Here is a 17,830-nt window from a genome sequence, read left to right on the forward strand (position 1 = left end):
CCCGTCCGGCCGCTCGCACCCCTCCGTCCCCGTCCGGGCCGACCGGCTCGCACGACCTCACCGACCCGCCTCATCCAGCACGACCTCACCCACAGGAGAACACCATGGATCGTCGTCACGTCCTCGTCGGAATGGGCCTCATCCCCGTCGCCGCCCTGGCCGCCTGCGCGCCCAACGCCAACAGCGGCTCGTCGGCCTCCGACTCGACCGCCTCGACCTCGCTCAGCGCCGCCTACTCCGAGGGCGGCACCACCTTGAACCCGTACGAGGCCAACGACGTCACGAGCGACACGTTCGTGGTCGCCACGTACGACCAGCTCGTCACCTACGCCACCTCGACCGAGGACGGCAAGCCGACGGCGCAGACCGACAAGATCGTCCCGATGCTCGCGACCGAGTGGAAGGCCGACGACAGCGCGACGACCTACACCTTCACCCTGCGCGACGACGTCACCTTCGCGAGCGGCAACGCCCTGACCGCGGACGACGTGGTCGGGTCCTTCGAGCTGATCCGGGACTCCTCGAGCTCGAGCTTCCTCTACCAGATGGCGGGGATCGACAGCGTCACCAAGGTCGACGAGCACACCGTGACCATCGCCCTGACCGGCCCCAACCACCTGTTCCTGCAGATCCTGCCGCTGTACTCCTTCTCGATCGTGGACACCAAGACCGTCAAGGACAAGGGCGGCGCCGACTGGCTCGCGCAGAACACGGCCGGCTCGGGCCCGTACACGCTGAAGTCGTGGGACCCCTCGACCGCCGCGTCGCTCACCGCCCGCACGGACTACTGGGGCACCGTGCCCGCGCTGACCGACGTGTCGGTGAAGTTCATCAGCGAGGCGTCCAACCGCATGCAGCTGCTCGAGCGCGGCGAGTCCCAGCTGATCACCGAGATCCCGGCCAAGGACGTCGAGTCCCTCAAGAAGGCCGACGGCGTCACGATCGACTCGCGCAAGAGCAACAAGATCCTGTACTTCGCGATGAACAACGCCGTCGCCCCCTTCGACGACGAGCGCGTGCGCCAGGCGGTCTGCTACGCGATCCCCTACGACAAGCTCATCAACGACGTCATGCTCGGCCAGGCCAGCGAGATGAAGTCCGCCGTCGCGAGCTCCACGCCGGGGTGGACCGACGCGGGGTACGACTACAGCTACGACCTGGACAAGGCCAAGAGCCTGCTCGACGAGGCCGGGCACTCCGGTGGTTTCAGCTTCGACTTCACCCTCGGCTCGGGGTTCCAGGACTGGAACGACGACGCGGTGCTGATCCAGGCCTCGCTCGCCGAGATCGGCGTGACCATGAACATCCAGAACATGGCGCGCGCCCAGTTCCTCGAGGCCCTGGCCACCAAGAAGCTCCAGGCCTACATCTCCCGGTGGACGTCGTTCGTCAACGACCCCGGCTATCACCTGGGGCTGCTCATGGCCACCGATGGCTCGAGCAACAACATGAACTACTCCGACCCCCAGGTCGACGAGCTGCTGAAGTCCGCGTCCACCGAGACCGACCAGGACGCCCGCAACAAGCTGTACGCGCAGGCCCAGGAGCTCATCACGACCGACGCCCCATGGGCCTACCTGTACGAGTACAACATCGTGATCGGCCTGCGCTCGTCGGTGAAGGGGTACACGTCCTACCCCGACGGCATCGTGCGCTTCGCCCAGCTGTCCATCGGCGAGTGACCGCCCGCTTCGACAAGGAGATCCCATGACCACGTCAGACACGGACCCGGCTTCGATCGACGTCGCGGCATCCGCCGCGCCGGACGGCGGCGCCTGGGAGCAGCAGCTGCTGGGCCTCATCGAGGAACGCTCCGACGAGCTGCTCCAGCTGGCCGGCGACCTCATCCGCATCCCCAGCGAGAACCCGGCCGGCGACTGCACCGAGGTGGCCGCGTTCACCGCCGACTGGCTGCGCGGCAAAGGGGTGGAGTGCGAGGTGATCGACGCCGGCGACGGCCGTCTCAACGTCGTCTCCCACCTCGACGGCGCACCCGGGGAGCGCCACCTGGTGCTGTCGGGCCACTACGACGTGGTCCCGGTCGGCGACGTCGAGCGCTGGGACTTCCCGCCGTTCGCGGGCGACGTGGTCGACGGGTGGCTGCGCGGACGCGGCGCGAGCGACATGAAGGCCGGCCTGGCCGGCACGATGTTCGTCCACGCCCTCATGCACGAGCTCGACGTGCCCTTCCGCGGCCGCCTGTCGTTCGCGGCGGTGTGCGACGAGGAGGCCGGCGGCAACCGCGGCGCCGACCTCGTGCTGGAGCAGGGCCACCTGGACGGCGCCACCGGCGCCGTGATCGCCGAGCCCGCCGAGCGCAGCCATCCGACGATCGGGCAGAAAGGGTCCAACTGGTTCCGCCTGACCATCGACGGGCGGCCGGGGCACGGCAGCCTCCAGCCCCTGCACGGGACCAGCGCCAACCTGCTGGCCGCCCGTGCGGTGATCGCCCTCCAGCAGCTGTGGGACCTCGTGCCCGAGCCGCCCGAGGACGTGCGCCAACTGATCGCCGACTCCAAGGTCTACGCCGAGGAGCGCGAGGGCTACGAGCCCGGCATCAGCGCCGTGTTCGAGCACGTGACGATCAACATCGGCCGGGTCGTGGGCGGCACGGCGGCCAACGTGGTCGCCGACCGCGCCGTCGTCGACGTCGACACGCGCGTGCCGATCGGGCTGAGCCGCGAGCAGGTCAACGCCCGGGTGCGCGAGATCCTCGAGGAGAACGGCATCGAGGCGCGGATCGAGCCGCAGGGTTTCCGCAGCGAGCCCAACTGGACGCTCCCGGAGGACCCGATCGTCGAGACCCTCGTCGGGGCGCTGCGGGAGCTGGCCGATCCGGACGCCCAGGGCGTGCTGCAGTGGGCCTCCTCGGACGCGCGGGTGTTCCGTGCCCACGGCATCCCCGTGCTCCAGTACGGACCGGCCGAGCTGTCGACGATCCACGGCTTCAACGAGCGCTGCCGCGCCGAGGACGTCGTGCTGGCCGCCAAGACGTACGCGCTCACGACGCTGCGCTACCTCGGCACGGCCGACGGCCCCGGTGCCGATGGGGCGGGCGACTGCGGCGACGGCGGCGGGAGCGGGTCCTCGGGGAGCCCGGCATGAGTCCGCTGCTGAGCATCGAGGACCTGCGCGTGGAGATCCCCTCGGATCGCGGCGTGGCCGTCCCCGTCGATGGCGTGAGCCTGACGATCGACGAGGGCGCCATGCTCGGCCTGGTCGGGGAGTCCGGCAGCGGGAAGTCGATGACCGCGATGTCCATCCTGCGCATGCTCCCGGCGGCGAGCGCCCGCATCGCCGCCGGCAGCATCCGTCTGGACGGGCGCGAGCTCACGAAGGCCTCCGAGCGCGAGCTGCGCGGCATCCGCGGCGCGGAGGTCGGCACGATCTTCCAGGAGCCCCTGACGGCGCTGAACCCCGTGTTCACGGTGCGCGACCAGGTCACCGAGCCCTTGCGCGTGCACCGTCGGATGTCACGACGGGCGGCCGATGCGCGAGCGCGCGAGCTGCTGGAGATGGTCGGGATCCGGCAGGTCGACAGGGTCATGGGCTCCTACCCGTTCCAGCTGTCCGGCGGCATGCGCCAGCGGGTGATGATCGCGCTGGCGATGTCGTGCGAGCCGCGGCTGCTGATCGCCGACGAGCCCACCACGGCCCTGGACGTGACCACCCAGGCCCAGATCCTGGATCTGATGGTCGGCCTGCAGCGCGACCACGGCACGGCCGTGCTGCTGATCACCCACGACCTGGGCGTGGTCGCCCAGACCTGCGACACGGTCGCGGTGATGAACCACGGCTCGCTGGTCGAGACCGCCGACGTCGAGGACCTGTTCCATCACCCGCGTCACGAGTACACGCGCCACCTGCTGAGCATGCGCCCGGCGGGCATCGCCGACGGCGAGGCCCTGCTGGAGCGGCCGGTGCCCGAGGGCAGGCCGTTCCTCGAGGTCCGCGGGCTCAAGAAGGAGTTCCCCGGCAGCCGGCGCAGCGAGCCCGTGCGCGCGGTCGACGGGGTCGACTTCAGCGTCCACCGCGGCCGCACCGTCGCGGTGGTCGGCGAGTCCGGCTCGGGCAAGTCCACCACCGGGCGCGCGATCCTGCGCCTGCTCGAGCCGACCGAGGGCGTCGTGGTCGTCGACGGCACGGACGTCACCACGCTGGGCCCCGAGGCGCTGCGGCGCTGGCGCTCCCGGGCCCAGATGATCTTCCAGGACACCTATGCGTCACTCGATCCGCGATGGCGGATCGGCCGCTCCCTCGAGGAGCCGCTGCGGATGCACACCACGCAGGACGCCGCCGAGCGTCGCCGGACGGTCGTCACGGCGCTCGAGACCGTGGGGCTCTCGGCGGAGGACGTCCACAAGTTCCCCCATGAGTTCTCCGGCGGGCAGCGTCAGCGCATCGGGATCGCGCGCGCCCTCGTCACCGAGCCGGACCTGGTGGTGTGCGACGAGCCCGTCTCCGCGCTGGACGTCTCCGTGCAGGCCCAGGTGCTCGAGCTGCTGCGCGAGCTGCAGGAGCGCCTGGACCTGACCTACGTGTTCATCACCCACGACCTGTCGGTGGTCGCCGAGATCGCCGACGAGGTGGTGGTGATGAACCAGGGCACGGTGGTCGAGAGCGGGCCGGTGGCCCAGGTCCTGCGCTCCCCGCAGCATCCCTACACCAAGGCGCTGATCGCGGCCGTGCCGCCGTCCGCGCCGCTCACCGCCGCCGAGCGCGAGCAGCGCCTGCGGGTGGTCGACGCCGGGCTGGACGCGGGCGTGGGCGCCGCGTCCTGACGGCGGCCGGGGTGCCGGGCCGAGGTCGTGGCCCGGCGCGTGGCATCTCCGGTCGGCGCTGCGCCGCCAGGCCCGGTGGGCCCGGCGCCTGGTCGTCCCCGGTCGGCGCTGCGCCGCCGGGCCCCGGTCTGGCCTGCGCCTGGCCGTGTCCGACCGGCCCGGCTCAGCGCGCGACGAGGTCCCGGTTGGCGACGAGCAGGTCGACCTTGTCCCACTGCGTCTGCTCGTCGATGGAGTTGCCCTCCTCGACCGAGGCGAAGCCGCACTGCGGGGACAGGGCGATGTTGTCGCCCACGATCGAGCGCACCTCGCCGAGGCGACGCTCGAGGTCGGCACGGTCCTCGAGCTGCGAGTTCTTGGTCGAGATCAGGCCCGCCACGAAGGTCGCGCCGGTGTCCTTGAGCGCCGCCCACGGCTCGAACGAGCCGGAGCGCTCGTCGTCGTACTCGACGTAGAAGCCGTCGTAGGGGACCTGGGCGATGATCGGGGCCACCGAGTCGTAGAAGCCCTCGAACAGGTGGTTGCCCTTGAAGTTGCCCTTGCAGAAGTGGGTCGCGATGGTCATGTCCTCCGGCTTGCCCGCGAGCGCCGCCGTCGAGACGCGCTGGAACCATGCCAGGACCGTGTCCTTGTCGTAGCCCATGCCCGCGATCTTGGCGAGGAACGCCTCGTCGATCATGTAGGTCCACGAGGTGTCGTCGATCTGCAGGTAGAGGCAGCCGTGGGCGTACAGGTCGCGGATCGCCGCCTGGTAGGCGGCGGCGATGTCCTCGATCAGCAGGTCGACGTCGTCGCCGTAGTGGGGCACGTCCTTCTTGCCGAGCTGGAGGTAGTTGTCGACCAGGATCATGTTGGGGCCCGAGATGCACTTCTTGGCCTGCACGCCGGGGTAGGCGTCGGCCTCGGACTTCAGGAAGTCGAAGGCCTCGATCTCCGGGTGCGGGCGGGCGGGGTCGTAGCCGATCCTGCCGTCGATGTATCCCAGCTCGATGTGGTTGACGACGCCGTTGCGCTCGACGTCGAGATGCTCGGTGGTGAACCCGTCGAACTCCTTGAGCCAGTCCAGGTGCCACCAGCGGCGCCGGAACTCCCCGTCGGTCACGAGACGCAGGCCGTGCTCGACCTCCTGGGCGACGAGGGCGGAGATGGCGGAGTCCTCCACCGCGCGCAGCTCGTCGCGGGAGATCTCGCCCGCCGCATACTGCGCGCGAGCCTCCTTGACGGCCTGGGGCCGCAGGAAGGATCCGACGACGTCGTAGGTGATGTCCAGCACGCATGCCTCCAGGCTCTCGGGTACTCCGCGATCGGCGGCGCGCTCGAGGCCACGACCGGCGACGGAGGCCGGCGGCGAGCGCGCACCGGTCCACGCTAGCCCGCGCCGGGGCGAGGCCGGGCGGGCGTCTCGCGCGCCGCCGGTCGCAGGGCTCCCCGCTTCTGGGGCTTTCACCTCGCCGGTCCCCCGCGCACCAGCCGCCGGCCGCCGGGCACATCCCCGTCCGCCGCGTGTCCGGCTCACCCCGCTCCCGGCACTCATGGGCGGGTCCGGCGCGGGCTCTCGCGACCTGCATCTCGGGGCCGTGGTCGCCGACGGGACGCTGGTGACACGCTGCGGCGATAGAGCCAGTGCACATCACCAGCGTCCCCTCCAGAACACGGGCCGCTCGGGAACCGCCGGGAACCCGGCCTGCGGCACACTGGTCGGATGGATGACGTGCACGTGCCCCCGGGGCCCGGCGCTCCGTCGGGGCTGCGCGTGCCCGGGCGGGAGCTCGCCGAGCAGTTCTCCCATGCCTCCGGACCGGGCGGGCAGGGCGTCAACACCACCGATTCCCGCGTGCAGCTGAGCCTCGACCTCGCGACCCCGACCGCGCTCTCCGAGACGCAGCGCGCCCGCGCGCTCTCCCATCTCGCCGGCCGGCTCACCGGCAGCGTCCTCACGGTCAGCGCCTCGGAGCATCGCTCGCAGCGCCAGAACCGCACGGCCGCTCGCACGCGTCTCGCGGCGCTGCTGCGGGAGGCCGTCGTGCCGCCGCTGACCCGACATCCGACGAGGCCGACGCGCGGGTCCCAGCGTCGCCGTCTCGACGCCAAACGGCGCCGCGCCGAGACCAAGCGCCGACGGCGACAGCCCGGCACGGAGTGACGGGCTGGCCGCGGGGGTGCGCCGCTCGCCCTCGGGACGCCGACCGACGCCACGTGCCGAACGCCGATCGCCCTGCAGTGTCTCCGCCGCGTCGTGCTACTGAGCGCAGAGGTCCGGAAGGACCAGCGCTCCCCGTCAGCCCATCACGGTGTCCAGACGGGCATACGCCGGTCTCATCTCGGGCAGCACGTCTGCACCGATGGTTCGGATGAATCGCAATCCTGGCTGTCGTCCATTGATGTGGGGAACATAACGAGTCCCGGATTCGATCGCGGCTGCTGGGGCCTCCCACGCCTCGAGAAGCTCGAACGTCTCCGCGGCAAACACCAGAAACACCGCCACATCGAAGTCGAAGCTTCGGAACGGGCTGAACTTCGCTTGTGCTCCCGCAGCACGAGCCCCCATCGCCTTCACCTGAATGCGTAGACCGGCGTCCGTCGTCACGTCATGCGACTTCGTGGAGTTAGGCTCCAGAACCCCGCCGCGGGCGGCGAGCACAATCTGCTCCGCGACATCACCGATGGGCTTGTTGTTCGTGCGGACAAGATCACGTCGGCGAAGCTCAGCGATCACCTGGTCGCCGAGAGCCATGAGCTCGGGAACTCGAAGCGATCCCAGGTCGAACGGCACACACTCCTCATGTGGCGCGGAGTCACACATCGGGCTCACACTCCTTACGACACTCTCAATGCGATTGAACCTCACAACGCGAACGATCGGGCCATCGTCACCAATCTGGGGAACCCACGCCGTCAAGGGCCATGTGTAGAAGGAGCCGTCCTGATCGCAGGCCACGCCGCTGGGCAACCCGTCGGACTGGTACCGGCCACGCGATCCGCCACCCGGGCGGCTCGATCCCGTCGCGTGCGAGCCGGAGCGCCTCGAACGCGTCATCGGCTCGCGTCTGCCCCGGCTTGAATTCCGCCGACTGGATCCACGGTCGCCGCTCATCGACGCCGTCACGCAGCTGAAGCCCCTGGGTGCATTCGGGGGCTTTCCCTCCCCTGCGACGACAGGCGGCGGCGCGTACGGTCGAGGCATGACAAAGATCTTCGATGGTATCCGTGGCCTCGGCTTTCGACGTGGGCCTCGCCGTCTCCTCGCGGGCATCGGCGGTGGCCTCGCCGACAAGCTGGGGCTCAACGTGTGGCTGGTCCGGCTGCTGATCCTCGTGTCGTTCGCGCTGCCGGTGGCGGGCGTCGGTCTCTACCTTCTGCTGTGGATCCTGATGCCGTGGCAGGACGGGCGGATCCCTCTCGAGCGCGTTCTCGGAGCGAACTCCCGGCAGGCCTGACGCCGCATCACCGTCCCGCCATCAGGTCGCCCGCCCATCAGCCCTTCGTCACGGCGCAGGTGGGTCTGCCCTGCTGGTCGTGCTCTGCTGATCCTGCAGAGACTTTGCATGCAGCGAGCCCGCGACCTACGCGCGGTAGCGCCCGGGGCGGTGGTTCAGGGCGAGGACGGCGTTGAGGATCACCCCGCCGAGCGCGGACAGCAGCACCCGCGGCCAGTCCATCACCAGAGCGCCGAGCAGGATCACGACGACGTCCATGGCCATCTGCACGTAACCGGCCCGCAGACCCGCTCGTTCCTGCAGGATCAGGGCCAGGACGTTGAACCCGCCCAGACTGGCGCGATGGCGGAAGATGATGAGCAGGCCCACGCCGACCAGCAGGTTTCCTCCGACCACGGCGTAGACGAGAGGGACGTGTCCGAGCGCCAGGAAGTGATGGTGCACGAGGCTGAATCCGGAGATGAGAGCCACGCAGATCACCGTCCGGATCGTGAACGCCCATCCCTTCTTCCAGACGGCGAGGGCGAAGAAGGGGACGTTCACCAGCAGGAACAGCACGGCGAACGGCAGTGGCGTGCCGTGGGTGAGCAGGAGCGCGAGTCCCGCCGTGCCGCCGGTGACAGCGCCGGCCATCTGCAGCAGGTAGAGCCCCAGGGATGCCAGGAAGGTGCCGGTCAGGACGCCGAGCACATCCTCCACAGGATGATGCGGGATGGTGACGTCGACCGAGAGGGGCTCGAGTCCGGCTTCGGGGCGACCGGGCGATGTCGACGACGGGGACGCTGACGAGGGGGACGCTGAAGGCATGACGTCAGGGTAGAGGGGATCCCCCCATCAGGCTCGACGGGCGTGGCTGTGATCTGCACACGCCGCGGCGTGGATGCCGGGCGGAGCCCGACACCGGTGGGCTCGGAGATCCGGCGTTCTGGGGGCCGCAGTGTCCTCACCCTCTCACCCGAACAGAGGTGGCGGCGCCCTGGACAAGAACATCGACGCGGCGTCCAGCGCCGACTTCGTTCCCGAACCCTGGCCGGAACTCCTCACCATTGCTCCCCGGCATCGTTCGTGAAGAACACTATGACGCGCCGATTAGGCTGTTCTCGTGCGACGTACCCGTCAGCTCCAGGCCGCCCTCGCCATGGTGGCTTGCTTGACTGTCGTGTCGATCGCAGGGTGCGGATCCACTGGCGACTCGGTGCCGTCTGCCGCAGGCGCGCACGACGGCGGAGGGGTGGACTTCCCCACCGTGTCGGCGTTCGATTACCAGCTCGGCAGTCCCTACACCCCCTCATCAGGGGTCGAGCTGGTGGTTCGTGACCGCACCGCTTCGCCGGCCGACGGGCTGTACTCGATCTGCTACGTCAACGCATTCCAGACCCAGCCAGGCGAACGCGACCAGTGGCCGGACGAGGTTCTCCTCACAGCTGATGGAGCACCCGTCTTCGACGCCGACTGGCCCGACGAGATTCTGCTGTACACCTCGACGAGCAGCAAACGCGAAGCGATCCTCGACACCGCCTCGTCGTGGATCCAGGGTTGCGCAGACGCCGGGTTCGAGGCGGTCGAGTTCGACAACCTCGACAGTCTCACCCGCTCACACGACGTCCTTACCGTCGACGACAATCTGGCTCTCGCCCGTGCTCTCGTGGATATCGCGCACGCAGCCGGACTCGCGGCGGGGCAGAAGAACTCGGCCGAATACACGGCGCGCCTCAAGAGCGAGGCGGGGCTCGATTTCGCAATCGCAGAGGAGTGCGCCGCCTACAACGAATGCACGGCATACACGGATGCCTACGGCGACGCGGTCATCGACATCGAATACGCGGACACCCTTCCCCGAAGCTTCGCCGAGATGTGCGAAGACACAGCATCACCGAGAGCGATGATCCTCCGAGACCGCGACCTCGTGACCCCGGACGATGACGGCTACGTGTTTCGGACGTGCGCTCACTGACATCCGTTGCACTTCTGCCGCTTCGTCATGCGTGATGAGACGGGTATCGCCCACGGCAATCACGCGACCTCCAGCGGCGTGGTCGCACCGACGTGCTCGGCGACGCGGTCCTCCGCGGCGTCCAGTTCGTACCTCGTCTGCAGGTCGAGCCAGAACGGGTCCGCTCTGACGTAGCGCTCCAGGCGCAGCGCAGCGCCCGCCGTGATGGCCCGCTCGCCGTGCCCGATCTCGTTGATTCGCCGCGCGGAACACCGATCGATACAGCGACCTCGTTCTGCGTGACGCCGAACCCCTCGATGTCGCCAGAAGCCCCTCCCCAGGCACATGGGCGGGCAGTGCTTCTCGGACTTCATCCCTCCTCAGGGACAGACCACGATCCGCACCTCCCCGGTACCGGCATCGGTCCAGCGGAAGCAGAACCTCCACTGGCCATTGGTGCGGAATCCGGTCTCACGACCAGCACGTGACGTCACCCGCCAACGACGCTCGACGTTGAAGCGAAACTCCACGGCGTTTCGCAGCTGGAGTGAGCCTTCGGAGGACAAGAGTGGGCTTTGTTGCTCCCCCTTGGGCCAATTGTGTCGCACTTGGCCGCCCCGACGGTCAGCTGAGAATCCGTTTGACGAGCGGGAGCGCATATCGCCAGTCGTCGCCGTCTTGATCAAAGAGATCGGCGTCCTCGAACCAGGTTGCGTCCGCCTCCGGATGAGGGCCAATCAAGCCCACACTTCCATCGCCAAACCGATAACACGCGGCGGCGAGGTCGCCTGTCTCGTAATGGGCGTAGGCCTCAGCGCCGCCTACAGGCAACCGCGCGCCCTCTTGGAAGTAGGTCCATCGCAACGTGTCGCCCCACGTGATTGCCACCACATCATCCGTACTATCTTTCACAGGGAAGTCGGGAACGCCCACCTCCCCCTCGACGGATTCACTGAAAAAGCCGAACCCCTCGCTCCCTGCGAGATATGCACCCATGCAGATGCCGAGGTAGCTACCGCCGGTAGCCACAAAGTCACTCACCCCGCGGATGAAATCCGCAGGAAAACTCTGGGCAGCGGCACGAATATCGTCCCCACCGCCGGGCTGAGCGTAGAGAGCGACTCCAGAAAGGGCACTTGATTTGAGAGGGAATTCTTCATGCGGGCCGATAAACGCAACGTCCATACCAAGCGGTGATTGCGACAGTCGCTCAGCAAGAGTTTCCGAGCATCCTGCGCACCCCGCCGGGCCGCGGTACACGAGGGCGATCCGCGCATCCGGAGTCTCGTCGTCGTTCCTGCTGATCGGTGCACATCCGTTCGCCAGCCCAGCGAAAGGGACCGTCAGCAGCCCCGCGAGGACCGACCGGCGCGACCGTCCAGCGGGTGATTCGAACGTACACATACTTCAATGCTAGGTGGGCATGGTCCACTGCCCAAAGCGACCGGTGCAGCCTGCTCCTGGCCTCTGATCGTTGAACGCGGCCCGAAGTCAGGGGCTGCTGCTCGGATGGGTGACATTGGATCGTCACGCAGCCTGGTCGGCTGGCTCAAAGTTCGTCTGCAGGTCCGGTTTCGACGCCGGGGAGCAGTGACCGGCTCTTCGCACACGAGGATGTGGGGCTCGCAGTCGCGCGGGCCCTTGGGTTCGACCCACGAGTGAATGGTCCCGGGTTCTCTGCCGCTGCTTTGTGGGTGCGGGCTCTCGGGTGAGGGCCTCGTTGTGCAGCGTCTCCAACTCTATCGGGGTGAGCATCCCGAGGGAGCCGTGGAGGCGCCGGTTGTTGTACCAGTCGACCCCGCCGGCAGTCGTGTACTCGACGTCTGAGAGCGTCCGGAACGGGCCGTGGTGGAAGGCGGTGGTGCGGAGGCACTCGGTCTTAAACAGCCCATTGACCGTCTCCATCAGCGCGTTATCGAACGCATCGCCGACGGTCCCGATCGAGGCAGCGATGCCCTCGAGGTGCTCGGTGTACCGGATCGACGTGTACTGCGATTCGGCATCGCTGTGCGCCACCAAAGAGCCTGGTGAGACCTGGTTTCCCTCGCGTTCCCGCAGCCACAGCGCGATCCACAGTGGCGTCATGTCGAGATCGGTGCGCATGCTCGAGGACGCGTGCCAGCCCACGATCCGCTGGGCGAAGACGTCGACGACGAACGCGACGTAGACGAGCCCGGCCCAGGTGCGGACGTAGGTGAAGTCGGTGACCCAGACCAGGTTCGGAGCCGGGGCGGTGAAGTCCCGATTCAGCAGGTCACCGGCACGTCTCCCGTCCGGGCCAGGGATCGTGGTGCGGATCTTCTTCGCCCGCCGGGTGCCCTCGAGGCCGAGGGTCCGCATCGCCCGGTCCACCGCCCCACGGGAGGTGCCGGCCAGGCCTTCCTGGCGGCGGAGCAGCGCGACCCACTTCCGCCGCCCGTAGAGCCCCTCGGGCGTCATCTGGACCTGCGCGGTGGCGGGATTGATGGTCCAGGCGAGGTCGCGGATCTTGTCTTCGACCAGGGCATCTGTGATGGTGCGCTCGGCGAGGCGGGCCGGTCGCTTCCAAGACCGGTAGTTACGTGCAGCGATGCTCAGGCCCTGCTGGCGCAGGACGAGCAGGATCGGCTCGGCTGCATAGCCCTCGGCGCGCATCTCATCGATGAACGCGCAGATCAGAGGTTTCGGGGGTCGAGCTTGCCGGCGAAGAAAATCGAGGCCCGGCGGAGGATCTCGTTGTCCTCGCGCAGCCGCTTGTTCTCTGCTTTCAGTCGCTTGACCTCGGCGGACTCCTCGCTGGTGACGCCGGGGCGGGTTCCATCATCGACCTCGGTTTGTGCGAGCCAGCGCCGCACGGACTCGCGCGAGACGCCTTCCTGGCGAGCCGCACGCACCTCGCTCGCAGCTGGGGATCGATCTTCTTCGGCACGCTGTCCATCCTTCCGGACTCAAACAGCAGCGGCATCAAACCCTGACCGATTCACAACCTGACGGCTATGTCCGAACCCCGCACTGCGACGCGGTTTCATCATCCCGCGCCGGGTCGCACTGCGAGCGGATCCCGCAGTGACGGATTCCGCTGCGGCACCTCCGCGTACCGATCCTCACGATGAAGACACCCCATGACAAGGTGGTTGAGCCTGTGACTGCTGTCCAGCCGCGACTTTTGGGTTGACCCAGGGCGGGCTGCCGTCGTCCTCGACGAGGAGACGTTTACCCATTGAGTGCGTCCGTTCTGGGGTCAGGCGAACTATCGCAGGGCTTCGCCGAGGCGAGCGGCGGGCGTGAGGTCGGCGGCGAGACCGCCGCCGGTCGCAGCCCGGGCAAGAGCGCGACCCAGCGCAGGTGCCTGCTTGAACAAATTGTGACCGGCCACAAAAAGGACAGAGCCTGCCTCCCACACGGCCACGCCGTCCTCGCTCCATGGGAGGTCGGTCACCCAGCAGTGAAGAAAGTCGCGCGGCTCTGGGTGGAGACCGGGCAGCGCCCGTGTCACGTATTCGCGCGCGCGTTCGTCCAGCGATCGAATCGCCGCAGGGTCGATGAACGTTCCGTCGTCGCGGACGCCGACGGTGTCGCTGAGTCCGACCGAATAACTGCTGTTGCCCGGTAGCGGCGTCGCGTACACGCCGACTTCGCCGAAGACGCCGCTGCTGTCCTGCAGGCACGCGACTCGTGCCGGGGCGGCGTCTTTCACGTCGAAGGTCAGCCGGACGTGTGCGGCAAGGCGAACCGGGAGCGACAGGCCGACGCTGCGGGCCAGGCGGGCGGTTTCGCGGCCGGCGCACACGACCACCTTGGAGTAGACAGCCCGGTCGGTGACGCTGCGCACCTCGACCGTCCCATCGGCGCGGGGATCGATGGAGATAACCTCTGCGGTGGTGACGGCATCTCCGAGGGCACCCGCGAGTGCCGTGATCGCGGCGCGGGTGCGGATCGCGCCGCCCGACTCGTCGAGCACCGCTGGCCCCGAGTACCCAGCGAGCAGCGGCATGCGCTGGGCGAGCTCGGCTGCATCGATCTCGTGCGCTTCCACGCCGCCGACCTCGTCGAGCACCCGCAGCCGCGCCAGGGCGCTGTCGCCGATCGCCACGACACCGTCTGATGAGACCAGCTCGACGTCGAAGTGTTCGGCCCACTCATCCCATACACCGCGGCTTTTGCGCGCGAAAGCGACGAGTCGCGGGTCGTCGTGGGCATGCCGGAAGATCCGCGACTCGCCCGCGGACTGACCCGCTCCGGGCAGACCGGCCTCGTACAAGCGCACCGGCACGCCCTGCTCCCGCAGCGCGTACGCCGTCGACAGACCGACGATCCCGCCCCCGATTACTGCTACCTCGGGTGAACGCGTCGGGGCAACGTCGTCAGTTCCTGTCATCGCGGTTCCTCGATCTGTTAGGGATGTGAGATAGAGCTCAAAAGTACGGGGCCGCTGCCACGACGTCAACGGGCTGTGTCAGCCCGAAGTCACCGCGCGCAACGACCCCTCATGTCGGGGTCAGTACTCCCGGTCTGTGGTGTCAGGCGGGAAGTTTGGAGCCCAACACGTCGAGCTTCTCGATCGTCGGTTCGGAGAACAACGCACCCGCACCGGTCTGCTCGCCGAGAGCTACCGCAACAGGGCCAGACAGGTGAGCGTCACGTCCGGCGTCATCGGGGGAAACGTCGAAGATCCCGAAGGAGGAGGGCCCGAGGCGGATCGCGAACACGCGGTGGTCGCCGGCTCTTCCTCAACAAGCGCACGGCCGCTGTCAAGGAAATCCTTCACGTCGTCCTCCTTGCCGGGCAATGCGTCAAACCTGACCAGCAATCCCTTGGTCACACTCATGATGTCTTCTCTTCCTTTGTCGTGGTGCCCGCGAGTTGGGCCACGATCGCCTCGGAGAACGCCGGCAGGTCCTCCGGCGAGCGGCTGGTGATGAGATTCTTGTCGACCACGACCTCCTGGTCGACGACGTTCGCGCCGTCATTGCGCAGATCCGTGCGGATGCTCGGGAAGGACGTCAGGGTGCGACCGGTGGCCACGTCGGCCTCGATCAACGTCCACGGTCCGTGACAGATCGCCGCCACCGACTTGCCGTTCTCGACGAAGTCCCGGACGAAGGCGACAGCGTCCTCGTCAATCCGGAGCTTGTCGGGGTTCACCGTGCCGCCCGGAAGCACCAAGGCGTCGTAGTCGGCCACCGAGGCCTCAGCCACCAGCCCGTCGACGCCGAACGTCCCCGCCGGATCCAGGTCGTTCTCGCGGGCCTTGATCTCGCCCTCATCGACGGAGAGGACCTCGGTCCGAGCGCCGGCCCTGTCCAGAGCCTCACGGGGTTGCTCGAGTTCGACGCGCTCGACCCCGTCCGCGGCGAGGATCGTGACTCTCTTGCCCTGCAGATCTACTGCCATGTCAGTTGGGTCTGCTGCACGATCCGGTGACATCTTGACCTGCCCTACGGTTTGGTTTCCACTCTTGGTCGCTAGCTCCCGGTGGTGGTCAGTGTCCGCGGGGTGCCGGCGAGGTCGTGGTCGTAGGGTGTCGCGCACTCGAGGCAGGAGTGCCGTCGACGACGGTTGTAGAACACCTCGAGGTACTCGAAGATCGCGTTCGCGAGCTCGATCTCGCCACCCTGGGCCCAGGCCCCGATCTGCACGGGATCATGGAAGCGCGCCGCCTTGCCTCGGACCGCCCGACGGAGCTGTCCGCGACGATCGCCTGCAAGCCTCTCCAGACGGTTGGTTCCCCGGCGGGATCCTCAGGTCCTCGACATCCCGATCACCGCGCCGCGCGGAGCGGCCCCTGCAAGTGACCATCACGCCATCTTGTACAAGATGTACCATCAGGACATGACTTCCGTGACGCTCTCCGACTTCCGCAGCCGCCAGGCCGATCTCATCGCCGCAGCACAGCGCGAGCCCGTCGAGATCACCTCGCGCGGCGCTGGTCGTCGCGCGGTCGTCGTGTCCCCGGAGTTCTACGATCGCGCACTCCAGGCGTTGGAAGATCAGGCCGACATCCGTGCGGCGGCGGCCGCGCGTGAAGAGACCGAGCGCGTCTCCCATGAGGATCTGGTCGCCGAGCTCGGACTCTGATGCGTGGCGTATCGCGTCACCTACGTCGCCTCGGCGGCGAAAGCCCTTCGGAAGCTCGATCGTCAGACCGCCCGACGTATTCTCGAGGCACTCAACGCCCTTGCTGATGACCCTCGCCCACCCGGTTGCATCAAGCTTCAGGGCGGCGAGGGCGAGTTGCGCATCCGAATCGGTGACTACCGAGTCGTCTATGACGTCGTGGATGATGAGCTGGTCGTGCTGATCCTCCGTGTCGGGCACCGCAGAGAGGTCTACCGATGAGCGGGGACGGATCTCGGAGCATCGCTGACGCGCGCCCGAGCGCCCAGACCATAGGCCTCGCCAGCGACTCCACCCGGGCCCTCATCGCCCATCTCGCGGCGTAACATCACCTCGTGGGCAATGTCCCCTGGGCACCGTCGCCCCCCCCCCCCCCCCCCCCCCCCCCCCCCCCCCCCGCAGCACGGCGGCTGGCGACCAGTTCCTGACGGAGTTCGCAGAGGAACTCACCCGGTCGCGAGGGTGAACGGCGACTCGCTCACACGTTGAACCGGAACTCCACCACGTTCCGTAGCCGAATGACCTTTGACGCAGATTGGCTTCATGAGTGCTGAGCCTCGGCGGGCCGCCGTCTACCTGCGGATCTCTCAGGATCGCGAGAACCGTCGCCTGGGTGTGGACCGCCACAGGGAGGACGCCGCGGCGCTCATCAGGGCTAGAGGATGGACTCCAGCAGGCGTCTACGAGGACAACGACATCTCCGGCAGTGGAGTTCCCCGGTGGCGCCATCGCCCCGCCCTGCTGGGCGAGGACCTGACCGTGGGGCCCTACACGACCGCGGCGGGCACGCGCCTGCCGGCCGCGCGGTGGGCAATCGCGGCGGCGCCGGCCGGTGCCAGGGGCGGCCTGAACGGCCCGGACGGCTTCCGGGTCACCGGGAGGCGCCCGCCCCCGCCACCACGAGGTCGATGAGCCGGCGGAGCACCACATCGACGTCCTCGCCGTCGATGCGCCCCTGCCGGGAGCGGTTGAGCTCGGCGAGCACCCCGGTGACGATGAGCCGGGCGCCGGTTGCCGCCGCCGCGCCGGGGGCGCCGACCCGGTCGTCGCGCAGGCGCGCGGCGATCTGCTCCTCGAGCCCCTCGACGCGACCGAGGACCCGCTGGCGGTGCGGCATATCCGCACCGAAGAGGATCTCGCGGGCGACCCACGTCGTGGGCTCGGGCCAGCGGCGCATCGCGGCGACGAACGGCGAGACAAGGGCCGCGATCTGGGCCGCGGTCTCCCCCGCCGCCGGCGCGGAGCGCGGCGGGGCCGTGTTCGCCTGCTCGTGGGCGCCCCAGAGCGCCTCGGCGACCATCATGAGCAGCTCCGCCTTCGTGGCCGCGTACTGGAAGACGGTCCCCTGCGCCACATCCGCGAGGCGCGCGACCTCGCTCATCGAGGTGCGCTCGAACCCGCGCTCCTCGAACAGCGCCAGCGCCGCGGCGAGGATGCGGGCGCGCTTGTCCGCCTTCGCCCGCTCGCGCCTGCCCGGCGCCGCCGAGGGCGCCAGCTCCGTGTGATCCCGAGTTCCCATGCGGCCATTGTAGTCGACTCAATTCTGAGTACACTCAATATCGAGGCCGGGTGATCGGCATCCG

The 17,830-nt window shown here is 68.5% G+C and carries 17 protein-coding genes and 2 pseudogenes; 8 read left to right on the forward strand and 11 right to left on the reverse strand.

All coding sequences use genetic code 11. The annotated features are described in order from the left end of the window. Window positions 1-104: 104 nt before the first annotated feature. From BRM3_RS00135 to BRM3_RS00145, 3 genes are read left to right on the forward strand one after another with little or no spacing between them, the layout of a single operon-like run. Entirely contained in the window at window positions 105-1,682 is a 1,578-nt protein-coding gene (locus tag BRM3_RS00135; protein WP_263594103.1) for an ABC transporter substrate-binding protein, read from the forward strand. A gap of 25 nt (window positions 1,683-1,707) precedes the next feature. Further along, window positions 1,708-3,105, forward strand: coding sequence for a M20 family metallopeptidase (locus BRM3_RS00140; protein WP_263594104.1), 1,398 nt, complete (start codon window positions 1,708-1,710; stop codon window positions 3,103-3,105). Beyond that, window positions 3,102-4,781: an ABC transporter ATP-binding protein gene (locus tag BRM3_RS00145; protein ID WP_263594105.1), complete on the forward strand. Its 1,680-nt coding sequence runs from the start codon at window positions 3,102-3,104 to the stop codon at window positions 4,779-4,781. The genes BRM3_RS00140 and BRM3_RS00145 overlap by 4 nt, the downstream gene beginning before the upstream one ends. A gap of 163 nt (window positions 4,782-4,944) precedes the next feature. Here the strand turns inward: BRM3_RS00145 and BRM3_RS00150 are convergent, their stop codons facing one another. After that, window positions 4,945-6,054 (reverse strand): 5-methyltetrahydropteroyltriglutamate--homocysteine S-methyltransferase, encoded by a 1,110-nt coding sequence (locus BRM3_RS00150; protein WP_263594106.1) that lies wholly within the window; start codon window positions 6,052-6,054, stop codon window positions 4,945-4,947. Window positions 6,055-6,483: 429 nt separating this feature from the next. On the opposite strand from BRM3_RS00150, the gene arfB reads away from it, so the two are divergent. Further along, window positions 6,484-6,924, forward strand: a complete 441-nt coding sequence (arfB, locus tag BRM3_RS00155; protein ID WP_263594107.1) for an alternative ribosome rescue aminoacyl-tRNA hydrolase ArfB — start codon at window positions 6,484-6,486, stop codon at window positions 6,922-6,924. A gap of 135 nt (window positions 6,925-7,059) precedes the next feature. Here the strand turns inward: arfB and BRM3_RS00160 are convergent, their stop codons facing one another. Further along, complete coding sequence (locus tag BRM3_RS00160) at window positions 7,060-7,554, reverse strand: hypothetical protein (RefSeq protein WP_263594108.1); 495 nt, start codon at window positions 7,552-7,554, stop codon at window positions 7,060-7,062. A gap of 409 nt (window positions 7,555-7,963) precedes the next feature. On the opposite strand from BRM3_RS00160, the gene BRM3_RS00165 reads away from it, so the two are divergent. Further along, complete coding sequence (locus BRM3_RS00165) at window positions 7,964-8,218, forward strand: PspC domain-containing protein (protein ID WP_263594109.1); 255 nt, start codon at window positions 7,964-7,966, stop codon at window positions 8,216-8,218. A gap of 126 nt (window positions 8,219-8,344) precedes the next feature. On the opposite strand, the gene BRM3_RS00170 is transcribed toward BRM3_RS00165, so the two are convergent. Next, the gene (locus BRM3_RS00170; protein ID WP_263594110.1) at window positions 8,345-9,025 is read right to left on the reverse strand and encodes a YitT family protein; all 681 of its coding nucleotides are present in this window, start codon (window positions 9,023-9,025) and stop codon (window positions 8,345-8,347) included. 424 nt (window positions 9,026-9,449) lie between these two features. Between BRM3_RS00170 and BRM3_RS00175 the strand changes: the two genes are divergently transcribed. Continuing rightward, complete coding sequence (locus tag BRM3_RS00175) at window positions 9,450-10,172, forward strand: endo alpha-1,4 polygalactosaminidase (protein WP_263594111.1); 723 nt, start codon at window positions 9,450-9,452, stop codon at window positions 10,170-10,172. Window positions 10,173-10,231: 59 nt separating this feature from the next. Here BRM3_RS00175 and BRM3_RS00180 read toward each other — a convergent pair whose 3' ends face one another. From BRM3_RS00180 to BRM3_RS00210, 7 genes and pseudogenes are all read right to left on the reverse strand, one after another. Further along, window positions 10,232-10,525, reverse strand: coding sequence for a helix-turn-helix transcriptional regulator (locus tag BRM3_RS00180; RefSeq protein ID WP_318152419.1), 294 nt, complete (start codon window positions 10,523-10,525; stop codon window positions 10,232-10,234). Window positions 10,526-10,775: 250 nt separating this feature from the next. Then, window positions 10,776-11,555 (reverse strand): BPL-N domain-containing protein, encoded by a 780-nt coding sequence (locus tag BRM3_RS00185; protein WP_396126990.1) that lies wholly within the window; start codon window positions 11,553-11,555, stop codon window positions 10,776-10,778. Between the two features lie 285 nt (window positions 11,556-11,840). Further along, a pseudogene (locus BRM3_RS00190) lies at window positions 11,841-13,059 on the reverse strand (IS3 family transposase); the annotation flags it as partial. Window positions 13,060-13,380: 321 nt separating this feature from the next. Next, window positions 13,381-14,508, reverse strand: a complete 1,128-nt coding sequence (locus BRM3_RS00195; RefSeq protein WP_263594113.1) for an NAD(P)/FAD-dependent oxidoreductase — start codon at window positions 14,506-14,508, stop codon at window positions 13,381-13,383. Window positions 14,509-14,739: 231 nt separating this feature from the next. Continuing rightward, window positions 14,740-14,958, reverse strand: coding sequence for a hypothetical protein (locus BRM3_RS00200; RefSeq protein WP_263594114.1), 219 nt, complete (start codon window positions 14,956-14,958; stop codon window positions 14,740-14,742). Then, the gene (locus BRM3_RS00205; RefSeq protein ID WP_263594115.1) at window positions 14,955-15,524 is read right to left on the reverse strand and encodes a type 1 glutamine amidotransferase domain-containing protein; all 570 of its coding nucleotides are present in this window, start codon (window positions 15,522-15,524) and stop codon (window positions 14,955-14,957) included. The genes BRM3_RS00200 and BRM3_RS00205 overlap by 4 nt, the downstream gene beginning before the upstream one ends. Before the next feature lie 71 nt (window positions 15,525-15,595). Beyond that, window positions 15,596-15,736, reverse strand: a pseudogene (locus BRM3_RS00210) (IS3-like element ISAar24 family transposase); the annotation flags it as partial. A gap of 226 nt (window positions 15,737-15,962) precedes the next feature. On the opposite strand from BRM3_RS00210, the gene BRM3_RS00215 reads away from it, so the two are divergent. Together BRM3_RS00215 and BRM3_RS00220 are read left to right on the forward strand one after the other, a co-directional pair. Further along, entirely contained in the window at window positions 15,963-16,208 is a 246-nt protein-coding gene (locus BRM3_RS00215) for a type II toxin-antitoxin system prevent-host-death family antitoxin (protein ID WP_024291015.1), read from the forward strand. A gap of 3 nt (window positions 16,209-16,211) precedes the next feature. Further along, window positions 16,212-16,469, forward strand: coding sequence for a type II toxin-antitoxin system RelE family toxin (locus BRM3_RS00220; RefSeq protein ID WP_024291016.1), 258 nt, complete (start codon window positions 16,212-16,214; stop codon window positions 16,467-16,469). Between the two features lie 649 nt (window positions 16,470-17,118). Here the strand turns inward: BRM3_RS00220 and BRM3_RS00225 are convergent. Then, complete coding sequence (locus BRM3_RS00225) at window positions 17,119-17,766, reverse strand: TetR/AcrR family transcriptional regulator (RefSeq protein ID WP_263594116.1); 648 nt, start codon at window positions 17,764-17,766, stop codon at window positions 17,119-17,121. Window positions 17,767-17,830 lie beyond the last annotated feature (64 nt).

Source organism: Brachybacterium huguangmaarense, assembly GCF_025725725.1.
GTDB lineage: Bacteria > Actinomycetota > Actinomycetes > Actinomycetales > Dermabacteraceae > Brachybacterium > Brachybacterium huguangmaarense.